The 19,345-nt window shown below is 62.4% G+C and carries 14 protein-coding genes; 6 read left to right on the top strand and 8 right to left on the bottom strand.

The window, feature by feature from the left end; translation table 11 throughout:
• The first annotated feature begins 5 nt into the window (after positions 1-5).
• From AIOL_RS18690 to araD, 6 genes are all read left to right on the top strand, one after another.
• Positions 6-1,082, top strand: coding sequence for an ABC transporter permease (locus AIOL_RS18690; protein WP_235439088.1), 1,077 nt, complete (start codon positions 6-8; stop codon positions 1,080-1,082).
• Complete coding sequence (locus tag AIOL_RS18695) at positions 1,083-1,853, top strand: ATP-binding cassette domain-containing protein (protein ID WP_049644373.1); 771 nt, start codon at positions 1,083-1,085, stop codon at positions 1,851-1,853.
• A 178-nt stretch (positions 1,854-2,031) separates the two neighbouring features.
• A complete protein-coding gene (locus tag AIOL_RS18700; protein WP_160314530.1) occupies positions 2,032-2,556 on the top strand; it encodes an SRPBCC family protein in 525 nt (174 codons plus the stop codon).
• Positions 2,553-3,182 (top strand): TetR/AcrR family transcriptional regulator, encoded by a 630-nt coding sequence (locus AIOL_RS18705; protein WP_049644375.1) that lies wholly within the window; start codon positions 2,553-2,555, stop codon positions 3,180-3,182. Before AIOL_RS18700 ends, AIOL_RS18705 begins: the two co-directional genes overlap by 4 nt.
• A gap of 291 nt (positions 3,183-3,473) precedes the next feature.
• The gene (locus AIOL_RS18710; protein WP_049644376.1) at positions 3,474-4,925 is read left to right on the top strand and encodes a DUF6880 family protein; all 1,452 of its coding nucleotides are present in this window, start codon (positions 3,474-3,476) and stop codon (positions 4,923-4,925) included.
• 154 nt (positions 4,926-5,079) lie between these two features.
• A complete protein-coding gene (araD, locus tag AIOL_RS18715) occupies positions 5,080-6,810 on the top strand; it encodes an L-arabinonate dehydratase (protein ID WP_049644377.1) in 1,731 nt (576 codons plus the stop codon).
• Between the two features lie 100 nt (positions 6,811-6,910).
• Here araD and AIOL_RS18720 read toward each other — a convergent pair whose 3' ends face one another.
• The 8 genes from AIOL_RS18720 to AIOL_RS18755 form a co-directional block, all read right to left on the bottom strand.
• The gene (locus tag AIOL_RS18720; RefSeq protein WP_049644378.1) at positions 6,911-7,774 is read right to left on the bottom strand and encodes a hypothetical protein; all 864 of its coding nucleotides are present in this window, start codon (positions 7,772-7,774) and stop codon (positions 6,911-6,913) included.
• Between the two features lie 283 nt (positions 7,775-8,057).
• Positions 8,058-9,407, bottom strand: coding sequence for a UDP-glucose dehydrogenase family protein (locus AIOL_RS18725; protein ID WP_049644379.1), 1,350 nt, complete (start codon positions 9,405-9,407; stop codon positions 8,058-8,060).
• 107 nt (positions 9,408-9,514) lie between these two features.
• Positions 9,515-11,317, bottom strand: coding sequence for a GMC family oxidoreductase (locus AIOL_RS18730; protein WP_049644380.1), 1,803 nt, complete (start codon positions 11,315-11,317; stop codon positions 9,515-9,517).
• Positions 11,318-11,321: 4 nt separating this feature from the next.
• Positions 11,322-14,222 (bottom strand): cytochrome c, encoded by a 2,901-nt coding sequence (locus AIOL_RS18735; protein ID WP_082152683.1) that lies wholly within the window; start codon positions 14,220-14,222, stop codon positions 11,322-11,324.
• Positions 14,223-14,238: 16 nt separating this feature from the next.
• Positions 14,239-15,711, bottom strand: a complete 1,473-nt coding sequence (locus AIOL_RS18740; protein ID WP_049644381.1) for a c-type cytochrome — start codon at positions 15,709-15,711, stop codon at positions 14,239-14,241.
• Complete coding sequence (locus tag AIOL_RS18745) at positions 15,708-16,145, bottom strand: hypothetical protein (protein ID WP_053101311.1); 438 nt, start codon at positions 16,143-16,145, stop codon at positions 15,708-15,710. The genes AIOL_RS18740 and AIOL_RS18745 overlap by 4 nt, the downstream gene beginning before the upstream one ends.
• Positions 16,142-17,743, bottom strand: coding sequence for a di-heme-cytochrome C peroxidase (locus AIOL_RS18750; RefSeq protein WP_049644382.1), 1,602 nt, complete (start codon positions 17,741-17,743; stop codon positions 16,142-16,144). The genes AIOL_RS18745 and AIOL_RS18750 overlap by 4 nt, the downstream gene beginning before the upstream one ends.
• Positions 17,743-19,182 (bottom strand): NADH:flavin oxidoreductase, encoded by a 1,440-nt coding sequence (locus AIOL_RS18755; protein ID WP_049644383.1) that lies wholly within the window; start codon positions 19,180-19,182, stop codon positions 17,743-17,745. The genes AIOL_RS18750 and AIOL_RS18755 overlap by 1 nt, the downstream gene beginning before the upstream one ends.
• Positions 19,183-19,345: the final 163 nt, after the last annotated feature.

Genomic DNA, 19,345 nt, shown 5'->3' on the forward strand with positions numbered 1-19,345 from the left:
TCGTGATGATCGTGATTATTTTCGCGCTGCTGATCATGTCCAATGGCAAGGCGTTCAACGCGCTGGGCCTTAAGAATAACATCAAGATTATCTCGCAATTCGGGATCATCGCCATGGGCGCGGCCCTGCTGATGATCGCCGGGGAGTTCGATCTCTCCATAGGGTCGATGATCGGCTTTGCGGGCATGTCCATGGCGCTCATGCTGAAATGGGGGCTGCCCTTTGGGCTGGGCGAGGCCACGCCGTTCCTGGCCTTCATCATAACGCTGGCGATGACGCTGACGCTGGGCTGGTTCATCGGCACGGTGGTGGTCCGATCCGGGCTCTCGAGTTTTATCGTGACCCTGGCGTTCCTGTTCTTCCTGCGCGGCGCGACCGAGGTCGGGTTCCGCCTGATCAACAAGTCCACGCAGGTCTCTGGCCTGCAGGACTTCAAACAAGAGAGCTGGTTTGCCGACCTGCTCGGCGGCAAGGTCTTTGGTTGGTTCTATGACATCTGGTTCGCGATTGGGCAGTTCTTCGTGGATCAGGGCATTGATCGCACCGACCAGTGGTTCACCCTGGGCGGCAACCTGAACCGCCGCGGCACGCAGTGGGTCGACGGCTTTGACGCGCGGTTCCTGTGGTTCCTGGTGATCTCTGCCGTGGCCTATTTCGTGCTGAGCCGCACGCAGCTGGGCAACTGGATCTACGCGACCGGCGACAACAAGGACGCCGCGCGCGCCAACGGCGTTCCCGTGAACCGCGTCAAGATCGGCCTGTTCATGTTCACCGCCTTCTGCGCGACCATGTTTGCCGCCTGCCAGGTGTTCGACACCAACACGGCGGACGCGGCCAAGGGCAACCTGATGGAGCTCTTCGCCATCGCCATCGCGGTGGTCGGGGGCACGCTTATGACGGGCGGGTTCGGCTCGGTCGTGGGGGTCGCGTTCGGCGCGGTCACCGTGGGCCTTGTGTCGAACGCGGTGTTCTTCATCCCGACCATCGACGGCGCCTGGTTCCGTGTCTTCGTGGGCGCGATCCTTCTGGCCGCGGTATTCGCCAACGAGCGCATCCGTAAACGCATTACGGGGGGCATCTAAATGGTACAGCCATATCTAAAGGTTGAAGGCCTCGTTAAGCGCTTTGGCCCGTTCACGGCCCTGGGCGGGGTGGATCTAGAGGTCTATCCCGGCGAGGTCCACGCCCTGCTGGGCGATAACGGTGCGGGCAAGTCGACGCTGATCAAGACGCTCGCGGGGGTGCACCAACCCACCGAGGGGCAGCTTTACATGGAGGGCACTCCGGTGAACTTCCGCTCGCCCCGCGACGCCTCGGCGGCGGGCATCGGCACGGTGTATCAGGACCTCGCGCTGAACCAACTGATGTCGGTGACGCGCAACTTCTTCATGGGCCGCGAGCTGAAGGGGCCCCTAGGCACCCTGCGCATGGACGAGATGAACCAGATCGCCCATGACGAGATGCTCAAGATCGGGATCGACTTCTCCGACCCGACGCAGGCGGTGGGCACCATGTCGGGCGGTCAGCGCCAGACGCTGGCGATTGCCCGCGCGATCTACTTTGGCGCCAAGGTCCTGATCCTGGACGAGCCGACCTCGGCACTGGGTCAGGTCCAGCAGATGGGCGTATTGAAGACGGTTAAACGGGTGCGTGCGCGTGGCGATATCGCGATCATCTTCATCACGCATAACGAGATCCACTCGCGTCTTGTGGGTGACCGCTTCACCTTCCTGGCATTGGGCAAGGTGATCGGCTCTGGCGTGGCTGCGGATATCTCCGACAAAGAGATGCGCCGCCTGATGTCCGGCGGCGCCGAGCTGGGCGATCTCAAGCAGGAGCTTGCCGAGATCTAACCGTCTGAAACTTTGATGAGAATTCACCCGCGCCGGGATCCGGCGCGGGCTTTTTTGTGCGCCCAGACATAGCGTCAGGCCAGCGCCCAAGCCGCAATTTCGCATCGGGCCCTTTACAAATCGAGCGCTTCCCCTTATCTAACATTCGCTAGATAATACATATCGGATGGAACATACCATGACCTCTAAGAACACTGTAACCGTGAAAGCCTCTGCCGAAGCCGCTTGGAAATTGATTGGCGAGGACTTCGTTCGCGTGGACCGCTGGATGGCCGCGATCCCAAGGGCCGAGCCTATCCCTGGTCCCGCCCTGCCCGGTGCTCCGGCGCGCGGGCGATACTCTTACCTGATCAAAAAGTTCGAGCCGATCTATCAGGAAGAGGTCCTGACCTCCTACGACCCCGCGAACACGACCATCAGCGTCGACGTCACCTTGCACAACCTCGGCCGTCTGGTGCCGATGCGCGGCTACACGGCCACGGTGATCATCAAGACCATTGATGCGGCAAACTGCACTGTCACTTGGATCGGCGACGCCACCCCGAAATGGTTCGGCAAGCTGATGCGGGGGCAGCTTACCAAAGGTCTTGATGCGGGCTTTATCCGCAGTCTAGAAGAAATCCAGCACATGCTGGAGACGGGCGAGCCGCATCCGCGCAAGATCGAAAAGATCAAGTCCGAGGCGGCGCTCGCCGCGGCATGAGTGTTGGGGGGCCGATCATCACGGACGCATCCATCAAGACCCGTCTGATCGAGGCCGGCAAGACACTGTTTGCGGACCGGGGCTATGCCGGGGCCTCGGTGCGCGACATTTGCAAGGCCGCGGATGCCAGCGCGACGATGATCCACCACTACTTCGGCAACAAAGAGGGGCTGTTGGATGCGATCCTCAACGAGTTCTCCTCGACGACCTTCGATGTGCCACTGCGACTGATCGCCAAGCCCCCCAAGACGGCGGAGGAATACCGCCTTCGGTTGGAGATGTTCATCTCTGAGACATTCCGGGCGCTGCTCGGCCAGGCGCCGGTCTTTCGCATCATGGTTCGCGAGAGTAAAAGCTTTGTCAGCATGTCGCGGTTCCACGAAGGGCTAGCGGCGTATCTAAGGGCGGGCCAGGAGGCCGGGTACCTGAACCCGGCGCTGAAAGTGGAACTGATCACCGGGTTGGTGCTCGACCGCCTGGGCAATCAGGTGATGTATGCCGCCACCTCCTCGGACGACGAACCCAATGTCTTGAATGACGAGAGCTTCGCCGACGCTTGGCTTGCCGCCAACGTCGCGGTGCTGCTGGATGGGTTCGCCGGGGGCGACGAGGCGCGGACGTCTTAACCTTGCCTGAGTGGCCGCAAGCCAACAGTTTTCAGCATCTTTCGGAGAATTAGAACGGCTTGTTTCCGGCCCACCAACTTAACAAGTCATTAATCGCGCGCACCGAGTATTTTCCCTCTCCCAACCGCCCTTTATTGTTCGGCGATTCGGTGAAGATCTAATGAAGAGGCGACCAGGCCGCTGCAGCAGCCGAGCAGCTTGAGCCTAAGCCCCGGCCAAAGAGCGTCTCCTGTGAATATCGCGTAATCGCGCTCTGGCAGTTCTGTTTAAACTAGGGTTTTCTGTGCACCGATGGCACGCAACACGCTCAATCAAAAGAACCTTGCCGCGCTGGGCGCCGAACGTCTCGCCGCGCTTTGCCTCGAGCTTGCAGCCGGCAGCGCTGATCTAAAGCGGCGCCTTCGATTGGAGCTTACACAAGAAGCGGGTGTTGCAGCCCTTGCCCACGAGGTCCGCAAGCGTTTCGCGGCGATCCGGCGCGCGAAGGGCAATGTCAGCTGGCGGCGCAAGAAGACTTTTCTGAAGGACCTCGAAACACAGCTAGAGATGATTGTTGAGAGGATCGCACCGGAGGATCCCGCCGAAGCCTTCGAACTGACCTGGCAGTTCATCGAGCTTGCACCCGGCGTACATGAGCGGCTCTATGACCGCAGTGGCGATCTGAACGCCACGTTTGAAGGTGCGTTGGAACAGCTGGGCGAGATCGCGCCGCGCGCAGAGTTGCGCCCAGAACCGCTGGCGGAGCGGATATACGAGGCGCTCTCTGAAAACGGCTATGGGGAATGGGACGGTCTTCTTGACGCGCTGGCGCCGGTCCTGACCGAGGAAGCCGTTGATCGGTTGTCCGCGCTTGTTGATACGTTCGAGGCGGAGCCGCTTCCGCCCGCATCCGATTCCGACGCCTACGCCATCCGCCTCGGCGATGGGCGGTATGGCTATTCCCTTGATCGCGATTGGCCGAAAGAACAGAAAGCGATGCAGATCAAGGCCTGGCGCAAAGCCATCGCTGATTTGCGTGGCGACGCGGATGCGTATCGCGCCGAACTTGACCAAGAACAGCTTTTGGTCCCTGCCGTTGCCGCCCAATTGGCGACGCGACTGATCGCCGATGGCCGCGCAAAGGAGGCGATCCTGCGCCTGGAGGCCGCACGCGACGCGCCAACCACGCGCTATATCCCAGAGGAATGGAACGCGGCGTATTGCGCCGCACTCGAGGCGTTAGGATGGACCAGGGCGCTACAGGCCTTCCGCTGGGCGCATTTCCGCAACACCCTTCAGGCCAAGCCGCTGCGCGACATCGTCAAGGCACTGCCAGATTTCGATGACATGGAGGCCGAAGAGCAGGGCATGAAAATCGCCCGCACCCATCGTGACATAGACGCGGCGCTTCAATTCTTCTTGGATTGGCCGGCCCACGCGCAGGCCGCGCGGCTGATCGTGGAGCGCCACGATGAGCTGGATGGGGACATGTATTATTTCCTGACCCCTGCCGCGCAGGCGCTGCAAGCGGATCAGCCGCTCGCCGCGGTTCTGTGCTGGCGCGCCATGATTTCTTTCATCCTCGAGAACAACAAAACCAAACGCATGCCCTATGCGATTGGGCATTTTCAGGCCTGCGCGCGCGCCGATCTAGAGATCACGGATTATCAAGGACTGCCCAGCCACGAGGCCTATGCCCGCCGGTTGCGCAGCAAACATCCAGGGCGCAAAAGTTTCTGGCACGGGGTCGAAATGGATGAATGAGACCTTAACGCGTCGATGCGTTAACATCCCTCTCCCAACCGCCCTTTATTGTTTGCCGATTCGGTGAAGATTTCGTGTAATTCTCGATAAGCAGCGACACAGACGGCAAGGCGCGCCGGAAATCTGCGTATCGTTCCGGCGGGAGGCCACAGACATGAAAAAAAGCTATGAAGACCTGCGCAGCGCGCGGTGGTTCGCGCCGGATGATCTGCGCTCGATGGGGCACCGTTCGCGGGCGATGCAGATGGGCTGGACCGACGAGGACTGGCACGGCAAGCCGATCATCGCGGTCATCAACACCTGGTCGGACCTGTCGCCCTGCCACCATCATCTGCGCGACCGGGCTGAATGGGTCAAACGCGGCATCCTGCAAGCCGGAGGTACCCCCGCCGAGCTGCCGGTGAGCGACTTCGCCGAGCAGATGCTAAAGCCGACCTCGATGCTCTACCGCAACCTGGGCGCGATCGAGGTCGAGGAGGCCCTGCGCTCGCATCCCGTGGACGGCGCCGTTTTGTTAGGCGGCTGCGATAAATCCACGCCTGCCCTGATCATGGGCGCGGTCAGCATGGGGCTGCCGTTCATCTATGTGCCCGCGGGCGCTATGCTGCGCGGGAATTATGCGGGCGAAAAGCTGGGCTCGGGCACGGATGTCTGGAAATACTGGGACGAGCGGCGCGCGGGCACCATTGGCAAGGCGGAATGGGACGGCGTGCAGGGCGGGATCGCCCGCAGCTATGGAACCTGCATGACGATGGGCACCGCGTCCACGATGATGAGCATCGCGGACGGCTGGGGGCTCTGCCTGACGGGGGCGTCCTCGATCCCCGCGCCGGACGCCGCGCATAAACGCATGGCTGCGGCGAGCGGGCGGCGCATTGTGGACATGGTCTGGGATGACCTGACGCCCGACAAGATCATGACCGAGGCCTCCACCCGCAACGCGGTGACCGTGGCCATGGCAACGGGATGCTCGACCAACGCGATCATCCATCTGATCGCCATGGCGCGGCGCGCGGGCATCCCGCTGGGGCTGGACGACCTGGACGTCATCGGGCGCACCACACCGGTGATCGCCAACATCCGGCCCTCGGGCAAAGACTATCTGATGGAGGATTTTTTCTACGCGGGCGGCCTGCGCGCGCTGATGGTGGAGCTTGGCGACAAGCTGGATCTGTCCACGCTAACGGTCAGTGGCAAGACCATGGGCGAAGAGATCGCGGAGGCGAAGAACTATCAGGACGACGTGATCCGGCCGCTCGCGAACCCTGTCTATCATGAGGGCTCCCTGGCGGTGCTGCGCGGCAACCTCGCGCCGGACGGGGCGGTGATCAAGCCCGCGGCGATGGACCCGCGGTATCAGACGCATTCCGGGCCAGCGATTGTGGCCGACAGCTATGCCGCGCTGAAGGAGATCATCAACGACGAGGATTACCCCATGACCCCCGACCATGTGCTGGTTCTGCGCAATGCGGGGCCGCAGGGCGGGCCGGGCATGCCCGAATGGGGGATGATCCCGATGCCCAAGGCGTTGCTGAAGCAGGGTCACCGCGACATGCTGCGGCTCTCGGATGCGCGGATGTCGGGCACCAGTTACGGCGCCTGCATCCTGCATGTCGCGCCGGAGGCGTTCATCGGCGGGCCGCTGGCGCTGATCGAGACGGGGGATGTGATCGAGGTCGATATCCCGAATCGGTCGCTGAACGTGCGCCTCACGGATGAGGAGCTTGCCCAGCGCCGCGCTGGTTGGGTCGCGCCCGCGCCGCGCTATGAACGCGGCTATGGCTTCATGTTCTCAAAGCATATCGAGCAGGCGGATAAGGGCTGTGACTTTGACTTCCTGCGCACCGAGTTTGGCGCGCCTGTGCCCGAGCCGGAGATCAATTGATCCGTTCTGCCGGCGCGAGGGCCAAAGAGCCTGACTCACTACTTTTGGCGGTGCTCAAAAGATCAAAAAGGGCGCGCGCGCGGAATGTCCTCGGGACCAGCTACGCCATCCCTTTTTCGCTTAGACGCCTGAGCGCATCAGCGTCATTGTGCCCTTCGGCAAGGATGCCGGGATCCGTCCAATCCCAGTGCCGTTTGTCGGCGTAAGCATTGGGGTCCCACCAATGCGGGTCCGCGGCGATCTGCTCGGCGACATGCGCTGGAACAAGCTCAAGTAGCCGCAGATTGCTCTCTCTATTTCTCTCGATGACCTCCTCGACCAGGTGCGGCTGAAGGCACCAGGGTTTCGGGGCAGCTTTGAACGGCGCGAAATCTTCCAGAATGACGTCCGCTTTGTTGGCGTGCGGCGTTGGGCGGTACTTGCGGTTTCGAAGCAAAAAGGAAATGGCCGCGGTGCTTAGGGTTTCATTGGTCCGCGCATTCAACAATTCGGGTTTGGGATCGACGCCCAGCTTGGCGTAAAAATCCGCAACTACGTTCTCTGAGCAGGTTCCGATGTGAAGTTCGTGTTCAACCGGGAGGGCGGACATCGCCACCAGCATCTCGTCCCATTTGCTCTCTCGAAGTCTGTGTTTGTACCATTGCTCGAATGGCATATTGCCCCAGACACCCCATTGCCACCAAGAGCTGTTGATAAACTCGACCTGTGGGCGCACATAAAACATGAGCAGCGGACGAACACCTAGAGCTTTGAATAGGCGCGCGCCACTGTCCTGCGTCAACAAATTCACCGTGCTTTCGCTGGAAAACACCGGGGTGAAATTGAACCTTACTCGAGAAGCGATGAATCTGCGGGTTTCTTTGACACGTTCAGCTTTGAGTGCTGTCTGCGTTCCGTCCACGGCGTCGAAGAATATGTCTTTGAACGCATGCGAGGGAATACCTTTGTGGCGCCCCGTCGCCATTTCGCGCGAAACCCACCACGGTGCATGGATGGAATTTGGTGTTATCACACAGTAGCGGTACCACCTTCGTCGATCCTTGGACGAAAATCGCGGTGACAAAGACAGAGCTCGTTGAAGGCTGCTGCTTCCGCATTTCCCCGCCCCGATGTGAAACACGGACGTCCAACGGTCTTGAGATTTGAACATTATTGACCCGCTTCGTGGGTGATCTTTCCGCGGAAACGTCCCTGACAATTCAGTAAATCACAAGAGGGCGCGTTTGTGATCCGGCGCGCGTTTTCTCCTACTCAGCGGCCGTGTCCACCGCGTCGAACAGCTTGATCTGCGAGGCGCGACCCACGGCCTCGTAGGCCTCGAACCCCGCCCGCTTGGCATCCTTGGCCGAGTAGATGTTGCGCAGGTCCGCCATACGCGGCGTTTCCATCCGGCGCGCCATGCGCTTTAGGTCCAGCGCGCGGAACTCATTCCACTCCGTCAGGATCACCAGCACGTCCGCCTTCTGCGCGGCCTTATAGGGGTCCTCGACCCAATGCACGCCCGGCAGCAGCGCCTCGCCCTCGTGCCGCCCCTGCGGGTCGCAGACGCGCACCTTCGCGCCACCGCCGACCAGCGCGGGCACCACGGTCAGCGCCGGTGCGTCGCGCATGTCATCTGTGTTGGGCTTGAACGTCACGCCAAGCACCGCCACGGTCTTGCCGTTCAGCGAGCCATCACAGAGGTCCACAATTTTGTCGATCATGCGCCGCTTGATCTCTTCGTTCACCTTGATCACCGTCTCGGTGATCTGCATCGGCATGGCGTGGTCCTGCCCGATGCGCGCCAGCGCCTTGGTGTCCTTGGGAAAGCACGAGCCGCCATAGCCGGGCCCGGCATGCAGGAACTTGTTGCCGATGCGGCCATCCAGCCCCATCCCCTTGCTGACCTGCTTGATGTCGGCGCCTACGCGCTCGCAGAGCGCGGCGATCTCGTTTATGAAGGTGATCTTGGTAGCCAGGAACGCGTTGGCGGCGTATTTGATCATCTCGGCGCTTTCCAGGTCAGTCACCACAACGGGGAACTCACGCAGGAAGAGCGGGCGGTAGATCTCGTTCATCACATCCGCCGCACGGTCGTTCTGCACGCCCACCACCACGCGGTCGGGGCGCATGAAGTCGTCGATCGCGGCCCCCTCGCGCAGGAATTCGGGATTCGAGGCCACGTCGAACTCGGCCTTTGGGTTCGCCTTGCGGATCACCTGCTTGACCTGGCGGTTGGTGCCCACGGGCACCGTCGACTTGGTGACCACCACGGCGTAGCCGGTCAGGTTTGCGGCAATCTCTTCGGCGGCGGCCATCACATAGGTCAGGTCCGCATGCCCATCACCGCGCCGGGTGGGCGTGCCCACCGCGATGAACACCGCCTCGGCCCCCTCCATCGCCGCGGGCAGGTCACCGGTGAAGGTCAGCCGCTCGGCCTCGACATTCTTGGCCATGAGCGTGTCCAGACCATGCTCGTAAATCGGAACCTCGCCCCGCTCTAGCATCGCGACTTTGCCCGGATCCTTGTCCACGCACACCACGTCATGCCCGAAATCCGAGAAACACACCCCGGAGACAAGGCCCACATAGCCCGTACCAATTACTGCGATCTTCATGCTCTGCCCCGATTACCTGGTTCGGCTTTCTGCCTTGCATACACCGAAACCTGCGTCAATTTAACCTACAATTGTCATAAACATCTACGGCACCGGCGCCGGGCCGCCTAGGCGTGCAAATCCTCAAGGATCGTGTCCGCGGCCTTCTCGGCGATCATATAGACCGCACTTACCAGAAAATAGCCCGGGATGCGCGGGAACACTGATGCGTCCACCACCCGCAGCCCCGCCACGCCGTACACATTGAACCGGCTGTCCACCACGCCGCCCTCATCCTTCGGCATCATCGCGCAGGTCCCGCAGGCATGATGCCCCCAGGCGTTGTCCTTGACGTATTGCCGCAGATCCGCGTCGCTCGAAAGCTGCCGCCCGGGGGCCATCTCGCGCTCGATCTGCGCGCCCATCGCCTCGCCCATCTGGCGCACGAACCGCACCGCGGTGACCACCGCGTCCAGGTCGTCCTCCCAGTCGCCATTGCCCTCGTCAAAGTAGCGGAAATTCACATCCAAAGGCGCCGCCGGGTCGGCAGAGCGCAGCCGCACCGTGCCGGCGCTGTTCTTGGTATAGGCCTTGAGAATCGCCCAGGTGAGGTAGTTCGGCGGGCGCGTGTCCTCGGAATAGCCCGGATAATAACCCTGGAAATCCACCAGCAGAGAGAACAGGAACAGGTCCGGCACCTGCAGCTCGGGCTTCGACTTCAGCTCGACCGAAAAGATCGTGCCGTTGCTCTTGTAGGTGCCCATTCGCCAGTTCTTCCAACGCCGGTAGGGCTTGTCGTGGATCGAGAATTCCACGCCCTTCAGCGCGCGCCAGTCGTCGCGCATCCGGTTTGAGACGCCCAGCTCGTAGCGGTCCTGCAGGTTGGCACCCACATTGGGCAGGTCCAGCTTGGTCTCGATGCCCATCGCGTCCAGGTGGTCCCGCGGCCCAAGCCCCGAGAGCATCATGATCTGCGGCGTGCGAAACGTCCCGCCACACAGCACAATCTCGCGCCCCTCCACCCGATGCACAGCGCCCGTCTTGTCGCGGTAATGCACAGCGCGGGCGCGTTTGGTCTCGTCGACCTCCACGCGCTCGACCGAGGCGTGCAGGATCAGGTCGATATCGCTGGCCCCGTTGCGCATCGCCGCGCGCAGGCGGTCGCGCGCGCCCACCCGCGTGCTGTTCTTCGTGGACATCGGCGGGATGCGCACGCCAGAGCCGTTCGGGCTCCACAGGTCGCGGTCATTCGGATCGAGCCGCGTCATCTCGAAATCCCGCGCATTGCCGGGATAGGCAGCCGCGGCGGCGCCCATCGACTTGATGATATCGCGGCGCAGCACCCGGTCGCGCACCACGGACAAGGGCACGGCGATCTCGGTCTGCATCCAGCCCCACCAGCCATGGCCAAGCGGGTTCCACCCGGTCAGCTTTTGCAGCCAGCGCCAGAACGGCATGCGATGCCGACAGCGCTCGATCCGCTCCCAATAGTTCTGCATCTTCGCCGCGGCCCAGGATGTGTCGCCGGTGATTTGCGCGATGTGGTTCCAATCGCGGTCGTTGGGCTTGATGATGATCATCGCGTTGTGGCTGGAACAGCCGCCCAGCCCCTTCACGCGGGGATAAAGCACGCCGTCATGCTCTTTGCGGTACTTCCAGTCGCGCTCTTGCTGAGTGTCGTCCTCGTAGTGCCGCACCCAGATGTCATCGGTCATGCCGGGGTTCTCGCTGGCGAAGGCCTGAAAGGCGGGCACCTGGTAATCCACCTCCAGATCGCGCGTGCCGGGCACCTGGCTGGACTTCTCCAGCGGGTCGCCCCCGGCCTCCAGCACCAGCACCCGCTTGCCCTGCTCGCCCAGCCGCGCGGCCAGCACGCCGCCGGCAGCCCCGCCGCCGACGACGATCACGTCATATGACCGCGTAGTCCGCACCCGCCTAGAACCGCTTGAGATACGAGATCAGCGCGTCCTTGTCGGCGTCGCTCAGGTCGGACCCGAAATGGTGGCCCTTGTTCACCACATAGTCAGGGCATTTCGACAGCCCCACCAGCGTGTCCACCAGACCGGTATCGGTGACGACCTCTTGCGCAAGGGCCTGCACGGACGGGTCGGCGACCTCCTCGGGCGAGCATTGCCCGCCGAGCTGCTTGACCGCGCTGATCAGCGTCGGCCCGGCCTTGGCCAACTGCCAGCCGTGGGACAAGAGCGAGACGTCCTCGTCATTATCCGGCAGAAGCTTGGTGTTCAGCAGGGCGTTGATCGGGAAGTCCGCGGGGAAGGGACCGACCTCGATCCCGCCCTCCTCGGTCACTGCCCAGGGCGCTATGCGATGCAGCAGGCCCTTCCAGCCCTGCACGATCGGCGGCGAGAAGCCCGGCGGCACGATCAGGCAGGCGGGCGCCGAGGTGCGATAGATCTGCCCCGCGACCGGCGCCTGGGTCAGCTGGTCCTTATACCGCGTCTCTGGGTTCAGCATCTTGCGGATCGAGCGCTCGAAATTGACCACGCGGTTCTCGACGCAGGGCATATACGGATCATCCGGATAGGCCGACGGGCAGGAGACATGCGCGGGGTACGCGTAGCCGCTGGAATAGCGGTCCTCGTAGCTCGCGTAGTCATAGCTGGGCGCGGCTGGCTCTTGCGCGGCACCCTCATCGCCCTCGGTGGCCGCGGTCTCTGTCGCGTCCCCGTCGCTGGCGTAATCGTCCGTGGCCGCCTGCGCCGGGTCCACCGCCGCGTAATAGTCCGGGCCGTAATAGTGCTTTTCATACCCAACCGAGTTGTTCAGCATGTAGGGCGCGCTGGTCCAGAGGCTGACCAGGGAGGCGGGCCGCAGGTATCCGCGGCCATTGCCCAGCGCCTGCCAGGTGCTGTCGCCGCCCGAGACCGGGTGCTCGACCGTGACCGGACCGACCGGCGGCAGCTCTTTGTAGGTCGTGGACGAGAAGTTGTCCCAGATGTCACCCTTCAGCGCGTTGGTGGCCGTGGGCGAGCAGGCATTCACGCCCAGCAGGTCCATCGGTACGCGCCGCTCGGTGGACAGGTAGTTGCCCTGCAAGAAGTCCGGGTCCTTCACCTTGTCGGTCATCGCGGATTTGAACTCATCCGATTGCGCCCATTGCCAATAGCGGGCCCAGCACTCCAGGTAGTTCGGTCCAGCGCCGCCGCCTTCGCAGATGCCCATGTCGACGCCATAGGAATCTGGGATCGGCGGCTGGTGTTCACCATCGGAATGGCAGGCGGCGCAGGTCTCGGCAAAGACCTCCATGCCGCGTTCCACCGTGGCGCTGTCATCGGCGGCCAGGATCTCTTCGCCCCCGCGCGCATCCTCCAGCTTATCGGCCCGCGTGGTCACCAGGAAGAACACCGCCATGTCGATGCTCTGCGCCTCAGTCGCCTGCCAATAGACAGAGTTCTTCTGCGCATCCGCGATCTTGATCGGGCTGATCTTTTGCCCGCCCGCGAAAGGCCGGAAATGCAGCAACCACTCCTCGGAGAAGAGGCCAATGTTCAGATACACCCGGTTCAGCGCGCCCAGCGCGCCGACGCTGTCCGCGCCGTCCTTAAGCACCCGCATGGACGCGCTTGCGCCCGTTTCGGGGTCATAGGCAGCGTTCAGCGCCGCAAAGGCCGGATAGTCGTTGAACTGCTTGTTGTCGCGCTCGCCGCCCTCCAGCGTCTCCCAGCCGGTCTGAAGCGATTGCATGAAGCGCGAGCGGGTCTCGTACACCGCATTCATGGTCCGCGGGTTGTTCATATAGTCGGTAGAGACCAGCGAGGTGTCCAGCGTCCCCATCGGGTTCGTGTGGAAGAGCTGGTAGAGGAAGTTGCGCTCTTGCTTGGCAGGGGTGCTTGGGTCCGGGCGCGGCTCGGTATCCCAGACAAAGATGCGATCCACCCAGTAATACTGCGCGCCGGGGTTCGAGGTGAGTTCCGAGAATTTCGGCTCCTCGACATTCTCCGGCGGGTTCAGCGGGTTCGGCCCCACATGGCAGAAGGCGCAGGACATGCCCACGCGATAGGGCCGCACAAGGTCCGCATCGTTGTAGTAATCGGGGTCGTTATAGTACTTCTCGGCGTCCCAGCGCTTGGCCGCGGCGTCGTCGAAATCCGGGTTCGGCAGCAGGCGCAGCCCGATCACGCCGCTCGGCTCGCCGTAGTAGCTGCCCACCTCGATCGTGTCGCCGCGGCTGCCATAGGCGGCACCCTTGTATTTCTGATCATCCGCAAACGGATCTGCGGTGTAGTCCCCGCCTCCGCAGCCCTCGATCCGGCGGTCCAGCATGAGGCCAAAGCGATCCGGATCCGGCTCTTCGCTTTTCTCAAAGCAGGGCTCGTTGATCATGCCGTTATAGCGAAAGCGGTTGTGCCGCCCATAGGCCGCGTTCGGGTCGTTCGAGATCAGCTTGAGCAAATCAAACGCGCCAATGGTGTTCAGCGCCGCGAAGTCCCAGAACTTGTCGTTGCCGCCGGTCCAGACGATCCACATGTTCTGGCCCTTGATGGCGCGGGTGCGGACCTCTTCGGGGTCCATGCCCAGATCATTGGCGACCTGCAGGATCTCGTCGGGATAGGGCGCGCCATTGGCGGGCTTCTTGAGCAGCCCGTGGTCCATGTCCTGAAAATAGGCCTCGTCGGCGCCGGGCATGTCATCGACCGTCATGCCCGCAAGCTTGGCCTCGTCATCCACATTCCCGAACTTATCCGCATCCGGCAAGATCAGGGCTCGGATCACGAAAAAGCCCACAACGGCGACAACCACCGTCAGCGCGAGGCCGACATAGATCACCCATTTGATCAGCCGCCCCAGCAAGCGCACGAAATACGACAAGGCCATGTTCTTCAGTCTCCGATCAAAGCGTTTTTAGATATGCAAGCAGGGCGCCCTTCTCGGCCTGGCCGAGATCGGTGCCCCAAGTATGTCCGGTATTGGCGTTGCCCGGCACGCTGGTGTCCACCTTCCAGCTGCGGCGCAGCGGGTCGTCATCCTCGCCGCTCACGAACCCGCCATTCACCGGGTCCACCAGGTCAGAGCCGCGCCAGAACTCGGTCGGCCGATCCTTTGGCGCCTCCAGCAGCGCGGCCAGGTTCGGCACCGAGCCGTTATGCAGGTACGGTCCCTTCAGCCAGAGCCCAACCAGCGGCACGGCGTTGTAGCCATCAGTCTTGTGGAAGAACTCAAAGTTCCAGGCGTAGTCCTCTTGGTAGTTGCCATAGCGCCGCGCGGCCTCAGCCGTCCACATGTCCAGGCGGTGCCGGTCGGTGCCGATCTCGACCATCGGGATGGGCGTGCGGAACCGCGTACCGCTGGGCTCGTGGCAATCCGCGCAGAGGCCCGCATAGATCTCTGCCCCCTGCGCCACCGCCTCGGCGGATACATAGAAGGGATCGCCCGGGTCCAGGTCACTGGAGAAAGGCGATTTCGGCGGCATCGCGACGTTCGAGAAATCCTCGATCACCTTCAGGTTCTCCTCGGCACCGGGGAAGGACTTGTAAGTCATCCCGTCGCCAATCGCGCCCGCAACGACGGTCTCGTGAACGTCGCTCAGCAAGCCGTCCCAATGCACCGAGAAGCGGCGATGCGTGGTGGGCTGCGCGGCCTGCAGATCCCACAGCGGCATCATGTCAGAGTTCCCGATGGTGCCGTCATCCGGCAGCTCCAACGCGGTGTATTTCACCGGGTTGAACGGGTCGATCCGGCCAATGCCCCAGGTCGGATTGTCCTGCATCCAGGCGAATGTCTCGGCCTGGCCTTTCAGCGCAAAGCGCACGCCGGGGATCAGCACAAAGCGATACATCACCCGCTCCCACAGCGGCATGTCCACGCGAGACTTGATCGCGGGCATGATATTGCGCGCGTTGAACTTGTCGTCCTGGCCCACGGCGATCAGGAACTTGATAAAGCCCTGCACGTCCACGCGGGTGCCCGCGCCGGCGCTGACGATGGTCTCGGGGTCCTCAGCGTTCAACCGGTAGGTGCCCTGATGGCAGAACGCGCAGTTCGGCGCGATGCGCGGGATCACCCCCAGCGTTTTGTTCGAGAACCCAATCGGCAGCTCGTCGCCCGACCGCCAGGCCACGCCCAGCGCCGACCAGCCCTTTTGATCGCCCGGCAGATGCTCGGGGAAGACGATCGGCAGCACGCGCCAGATCCATTCGGGCAGGCCTTGGGCCGCCTCATTGCCAATCGAGCCGTGGTTGAACGCGAAGGCCGGATCGTTGTTGATCGGCTGCGGCACCTCGCGCAGCAGCAAGAGCCACCCGCCGACCCCCAGCACCACCACGGCGATCAGAATGTTGCGCAGCCATATCCAGAACCTGATCATGCCGCCACCTGCCCGGTTGCGATGGCCTGCTCGATCCGCACGATGTTGATCATGCAATAGAGCCAGGCGATGGCGATGGCGGCGTCAATCAGCGCGATGCTCAGGAATCCCGGCGCGTAGCCGAACACCACCACCATGGTGATGAAATAGGTCGAGCCAAAGGTCCGCGACGGCAGGATCGACAGCCAGCAGAAGATGCGAAAGCGGTCGATGTCCAGCGTCATCGGCACGTAGAACGTGGTGATGATCAGCAACAGCCCCGCCCCCACGCGCGGCCAGATCGGGTCCACCGCCGGGATGTTCAGGATCTCCAGGCACCACAGCGGCGCGATAAAGAACGGGATCGCCACGATCAGGTTCAACCCGATGCCGATCCAGGTCACCACCGCGTGGCGATACTTCCAGTTCACAAGGGCTTTGGAGGCTTGGGTCATAGCGTTTTCATATACTCAACAATGGCGTCTTTTTCGGCGTCGCTTAGCGAGGTGCCGTATTCGTGGCCCGCATTGCCGTTGCCCAGGACATTGGTGTCATAGGTGAAGGTGCCGCCGGACCTGGCGTCGCTGCGGTAGCCGACCTTGACCAGGTCGAGCTCGCGCGCGCCGCGCAGCCAGGTCTTGGGGCGCTCGGCGGCGGTGTTCATCAGGTCGCGCAGCGTCGGGACCGAGCCATTGTGCAGGTAGGGCGAGCGCGCCCAGATCCCGTCCAGCGGGTGGTTGGCATAGCCGTCGGTCTTCTTGAAATGCCTGAAGCGATAGGGCGTGCCCGCATAAAGCCCCATCTGCGCGGCCGCAAAATCCTGGTCATAGGACGCCCAGCGCCCCACATCAGTGCCGATCTCTTCCAGCCCGACAACCTGGCCCAGATAGGGGTACTTGCCGGTGTCATAGTCATAGCGCGTCGGCTTGATCAGGGCCTCGGCGGCGTGGTCCTCGCCAGTCTCCTTCGCCGCCATCGCCACCTCGTAGGCCGCAAGCTGCTCGTCGTAATCCGCGTTGCCCATTCCGTGGCAGGCGGCGCAATGCGTCTCAAAAAGCGGCGCGCCGGTCTCGGCCAAGGCCATGTTGATCTCGCCGGGGAATTTGGGCGCTTCTAGCGTGTCGATCCAATCGCGGATGCGAAACAGGCTCTCGGCATCCACCGTAACCGGCGACACGCCCGCGCCAAGTGCTGCGGAAAAGTTGCGCTCTGTCACGCTGGCGTTGTTGCCGTCCCAATGCAAGTTCATCCCCGCCCGGGGCCGCTGCATCCAGATGGACGGGTAGTCGGACGAGCCATTCAAAGCGACATCCGAGATGTCATGCGGCCCCATCGGGAAGCCGAACTGCAAGACCTTGTAGCTGTTGAACGTGTCCACGCGCCCGGGGCCATAGGGCTCTTGCCGGGCCACGAATTCCAGCTGATTGGATAGCGCCAGCATCTCTTTCTTCACCAGTGGCATCACGGCGAAGCGGTAGAGCTGGCGCTCAAGAAAATTTAGGTTTCCGGGCACCTCGTCAGAGTTGATGGCCGCAATCACGGTGTTGGTGTTGAACCCGGGGTCCTTGCCGACACGCGTGAAGAACTCAATGAAGGCGAAGAGGTCGAGGTCGTTGGAGGCACCGCCGGGCAGGGTGTGCACCGTCGTCTCACCCGGCAGGGTGTAGGTGCCGTAATGGCAGACCGAGCAGTTCAGCCAAGCGCGCTCGATCCCGCCCACGATCCGCTTAGAGAAGCCGATGGGCAGGTCGTGGCCCTCTTCCTGGATCAGGCCGAACTTGGCGAAACCCTGATCGCCCAGCTCGTCCTTATAGATCACCGGCAGGGCTTGCAGGATCGGCGTCGGCAGGCCCTGGTTGCCCTCGGACCCGATGGAGCCATACTTGAAATGCTCCACCTCGTCGTCATAGGCGATCACCCATTCCTTGCTGAAGAACCAGATCAGCAGCAGGGCGATCAGCAGGAACCACACCAGGCGCCACCACCACCGCCGCGTGTTCTCGTAGGCCTCTATGGGTGTGGGCCGGTCATAGTCGAATTCGTCGTTTGACATCAGACTTCACTCACATCGTGGTACGGGTAGGTCGGCGGGTAGTAGACCGAGTTCACCTCTTTGATCATCGCCTCGTACTTCTGCTCGAAGGTTGTGCCGTCGTAGCGGCTCATCTCGTAGCAGCCGAGCGGGTTCTCTAGGTCGTTCAGCAGGCACTTGTTGCAGTGGGTGCATTCCTTGCCTTTGTCCGGGGCGTTCTGGCGCTGCAGGATCTGCGGCAGGTCGTTGTTTGCGATCAGCGCGCGGGCGATGGTGACCGCGTCGCAGCGCCCGCTGCGGATGGCGTCGGCGATCCGGTGCGCGTGCTGCCAGCCGCCGGTGACCATCACCGGGATGTCCTTGTCGACCTCCTGCACCGCCTTCTTGATGACCGCCGAGTAATCCTCGCCGATGCCCTCAACCTTGGGCCCGCGCCGCCAAAGCCAATAGCGGTGGAAGAACCAGCGCCCGAACCAGTTCGAGAAGATGCGATAGTTCATCTTGGCGCGCACGCCCTGGTTCAGCATCACGTCATACCAGCGCACCACGTCCTGCATCGGCAGATCGCCCGGCGGGTTGGTGGGATGCGGGAAGGTCGAGCCCATCGAGACGTGGAACGCGTCAAACCCCTTGCCGCCATCCATCAAGAGCTTGCAGATATTGACCGTCTCATCCAGCGTGTTGCCCGGTTTCTGCCAGGGATAGAGCCAAGAGTTGAAGTCCACGGCGTTGATCTTCATCTGCACGTGGAATTCCTGGCCGCATTTCTCGCGGATCGCCCGGATGATCTCTAGCACGAACTGCGCGCGGGCCTCCCAGTCGCCGCCGTAGCGGTCGGTGCGGTCGTTGATGCCCGACGACAGGAACTGGGTGATCAGATAGCCGTTCGCCCCGTGCAGCTCGACGCCGTCCAGTCCGGCCTGCTGCGCCCGGCGCGCGCCGTTCGCAAAGAGCTGCACCAGATCTTTGATCTCGTCCTGCGTGGCGGCCTTGCAGAGGATGCCGTGGAAGTAGTCCTTGTGGTTGGTGGAACTCAGCACCTTGTGGTGGATGTTCTCGAACCCCGACAGATCCTGCTGCCGCCCGGAATGGCTGAGCTGCATGATGAACTTTGAGCCGTGGTGGTGGACCGACTTGCCGACCATCTCCCAGAAGGGGATCTTGTCGTCGTCGTCGATCATCGCGTAGCGCGTCAGGATGCGGCCCTTCACCGTCACCGGCGTGTAGCTGGAAATGATCGCCCCGCAGCCGCCCTTTGCGAACTTCGTCTCCCAGTTCACCCGCGCATTGCCGCCATGCCCGTTATAGTCGTCAAACATCCCAGAGATGTTCGACCGGATGATGCGGTTCTTGAGTTCGCCCAGCCCGCTTCGGAATGTCAGCGGGTTAAAGATGACGTCTGCGTTGTCTTCGTGGGTGTGGTCGCTATTGGGCGAGGTCGGGCCGGTGTCATCAAGCAATTTATTTTCCCCTGGCAAACAAAGCTCGGAATTAGGCAATCAAAAGGGCAAGTTGCCCAAACGTAAACATTTCGTGAAGAAGGGTAATCCTGCAACCGCGATTCCCGCAAGGGTTTTTCCGCCGATTATGGAATACCTTACCCGAGCAATTGCCGCCTAAGGC

It is taken from the genome of Candidatus Rhodobacter oscarellae, assembly GCF_001078595.1.
GTDB lineage: Bacteria > Pseudomonadota > Alphaproteobacteria > Rhodobacterales > Rhodobacteraceae > Rhodobacter_B > Rhodobacter_B oscarellae.

Coding starts and splice junctions, on each gene's coding strand:
- AIOL_RS18690 (WP_235439088.1), top strand. CDS start 6: ATGATCGTGATTATTTTCGCGCTGCTGATCATGTCCAATGGCAAGGCG.
- AIOL_RS18695 (WP_049644373.1), top strand. CDS start 1,083: ATGGTACAGCCATATCTAAAGGTTGAAGGCCTCGTTAAGCGCTTTGGC.
- AIOL_RS18700 (WP_160314530.1), top strand. CDS start 2,032: ATGACCTCTAAGAACACTGTAACCGTGAAAGCCTCTGCCGAAGCCGCT.
- AIOL_RS18705 (WP_049644375.1), top strand. CDS start 2,553: ATGAGTGTTGGGGGGCCGATCATCACGGACGCATCCATCAAGACCCGT.
- AIOL_RS18710 (WP_049644376.1), top strand. CDS start 3,474: ATGGCACGCAACACGCTCAATCAAAAGAACCTTGCCGCGCTGGGCGCC.
- araD (WP_049644377.1), top strand. CDS start 5,080: ATGAAAAAAAGCTATGAAGACCTGCGCAGCGCGCGGTGGTTCGCGCCG.
- AIOL_RS18720 (WP_049644378.1), bottom strand. CDS start 7,774: ATGGCGACGGGGCGCCACAAAGGTATTCCCTCGCATGCGTTCAAAGAC.
- AIOL_RS18725 (WP_049644379.1), bottom strand. CDS start 9,407: ATGAAGATCGCAGTAATTGGTACGGGCTATGTGGGCCTTGTCTCCGGG.
- AIOL_RS18735 (WP_082152683.1), bottom strand. CDS start 14,222: ATGGCCTTGTCGTATTTCGTGCGCTTGCTGGGGCGGCTGATCAAATGG.
- AIOL_RS18740 (WP_049644381.1), bottom strand. CDS start 15,711: ATGATCAGGTTCTGGATATGGCTGCGCAACATTCTGATCGCCGTGGTG.
- AIOL_RS18745 (WP_053101311.1), bottom strand. CDS start 16,145: ATGACCCAAGCCTCCAAAGCCCTTGTGAACTGGAAGTATCGCCACGCG.
- AIOL_RS18750 (WP_049644382.1), bottom strand. CDS start 17,743: ATGTCAAACGACGAATTCGACTATGACCGGCCCACACCCATAGAGGCC.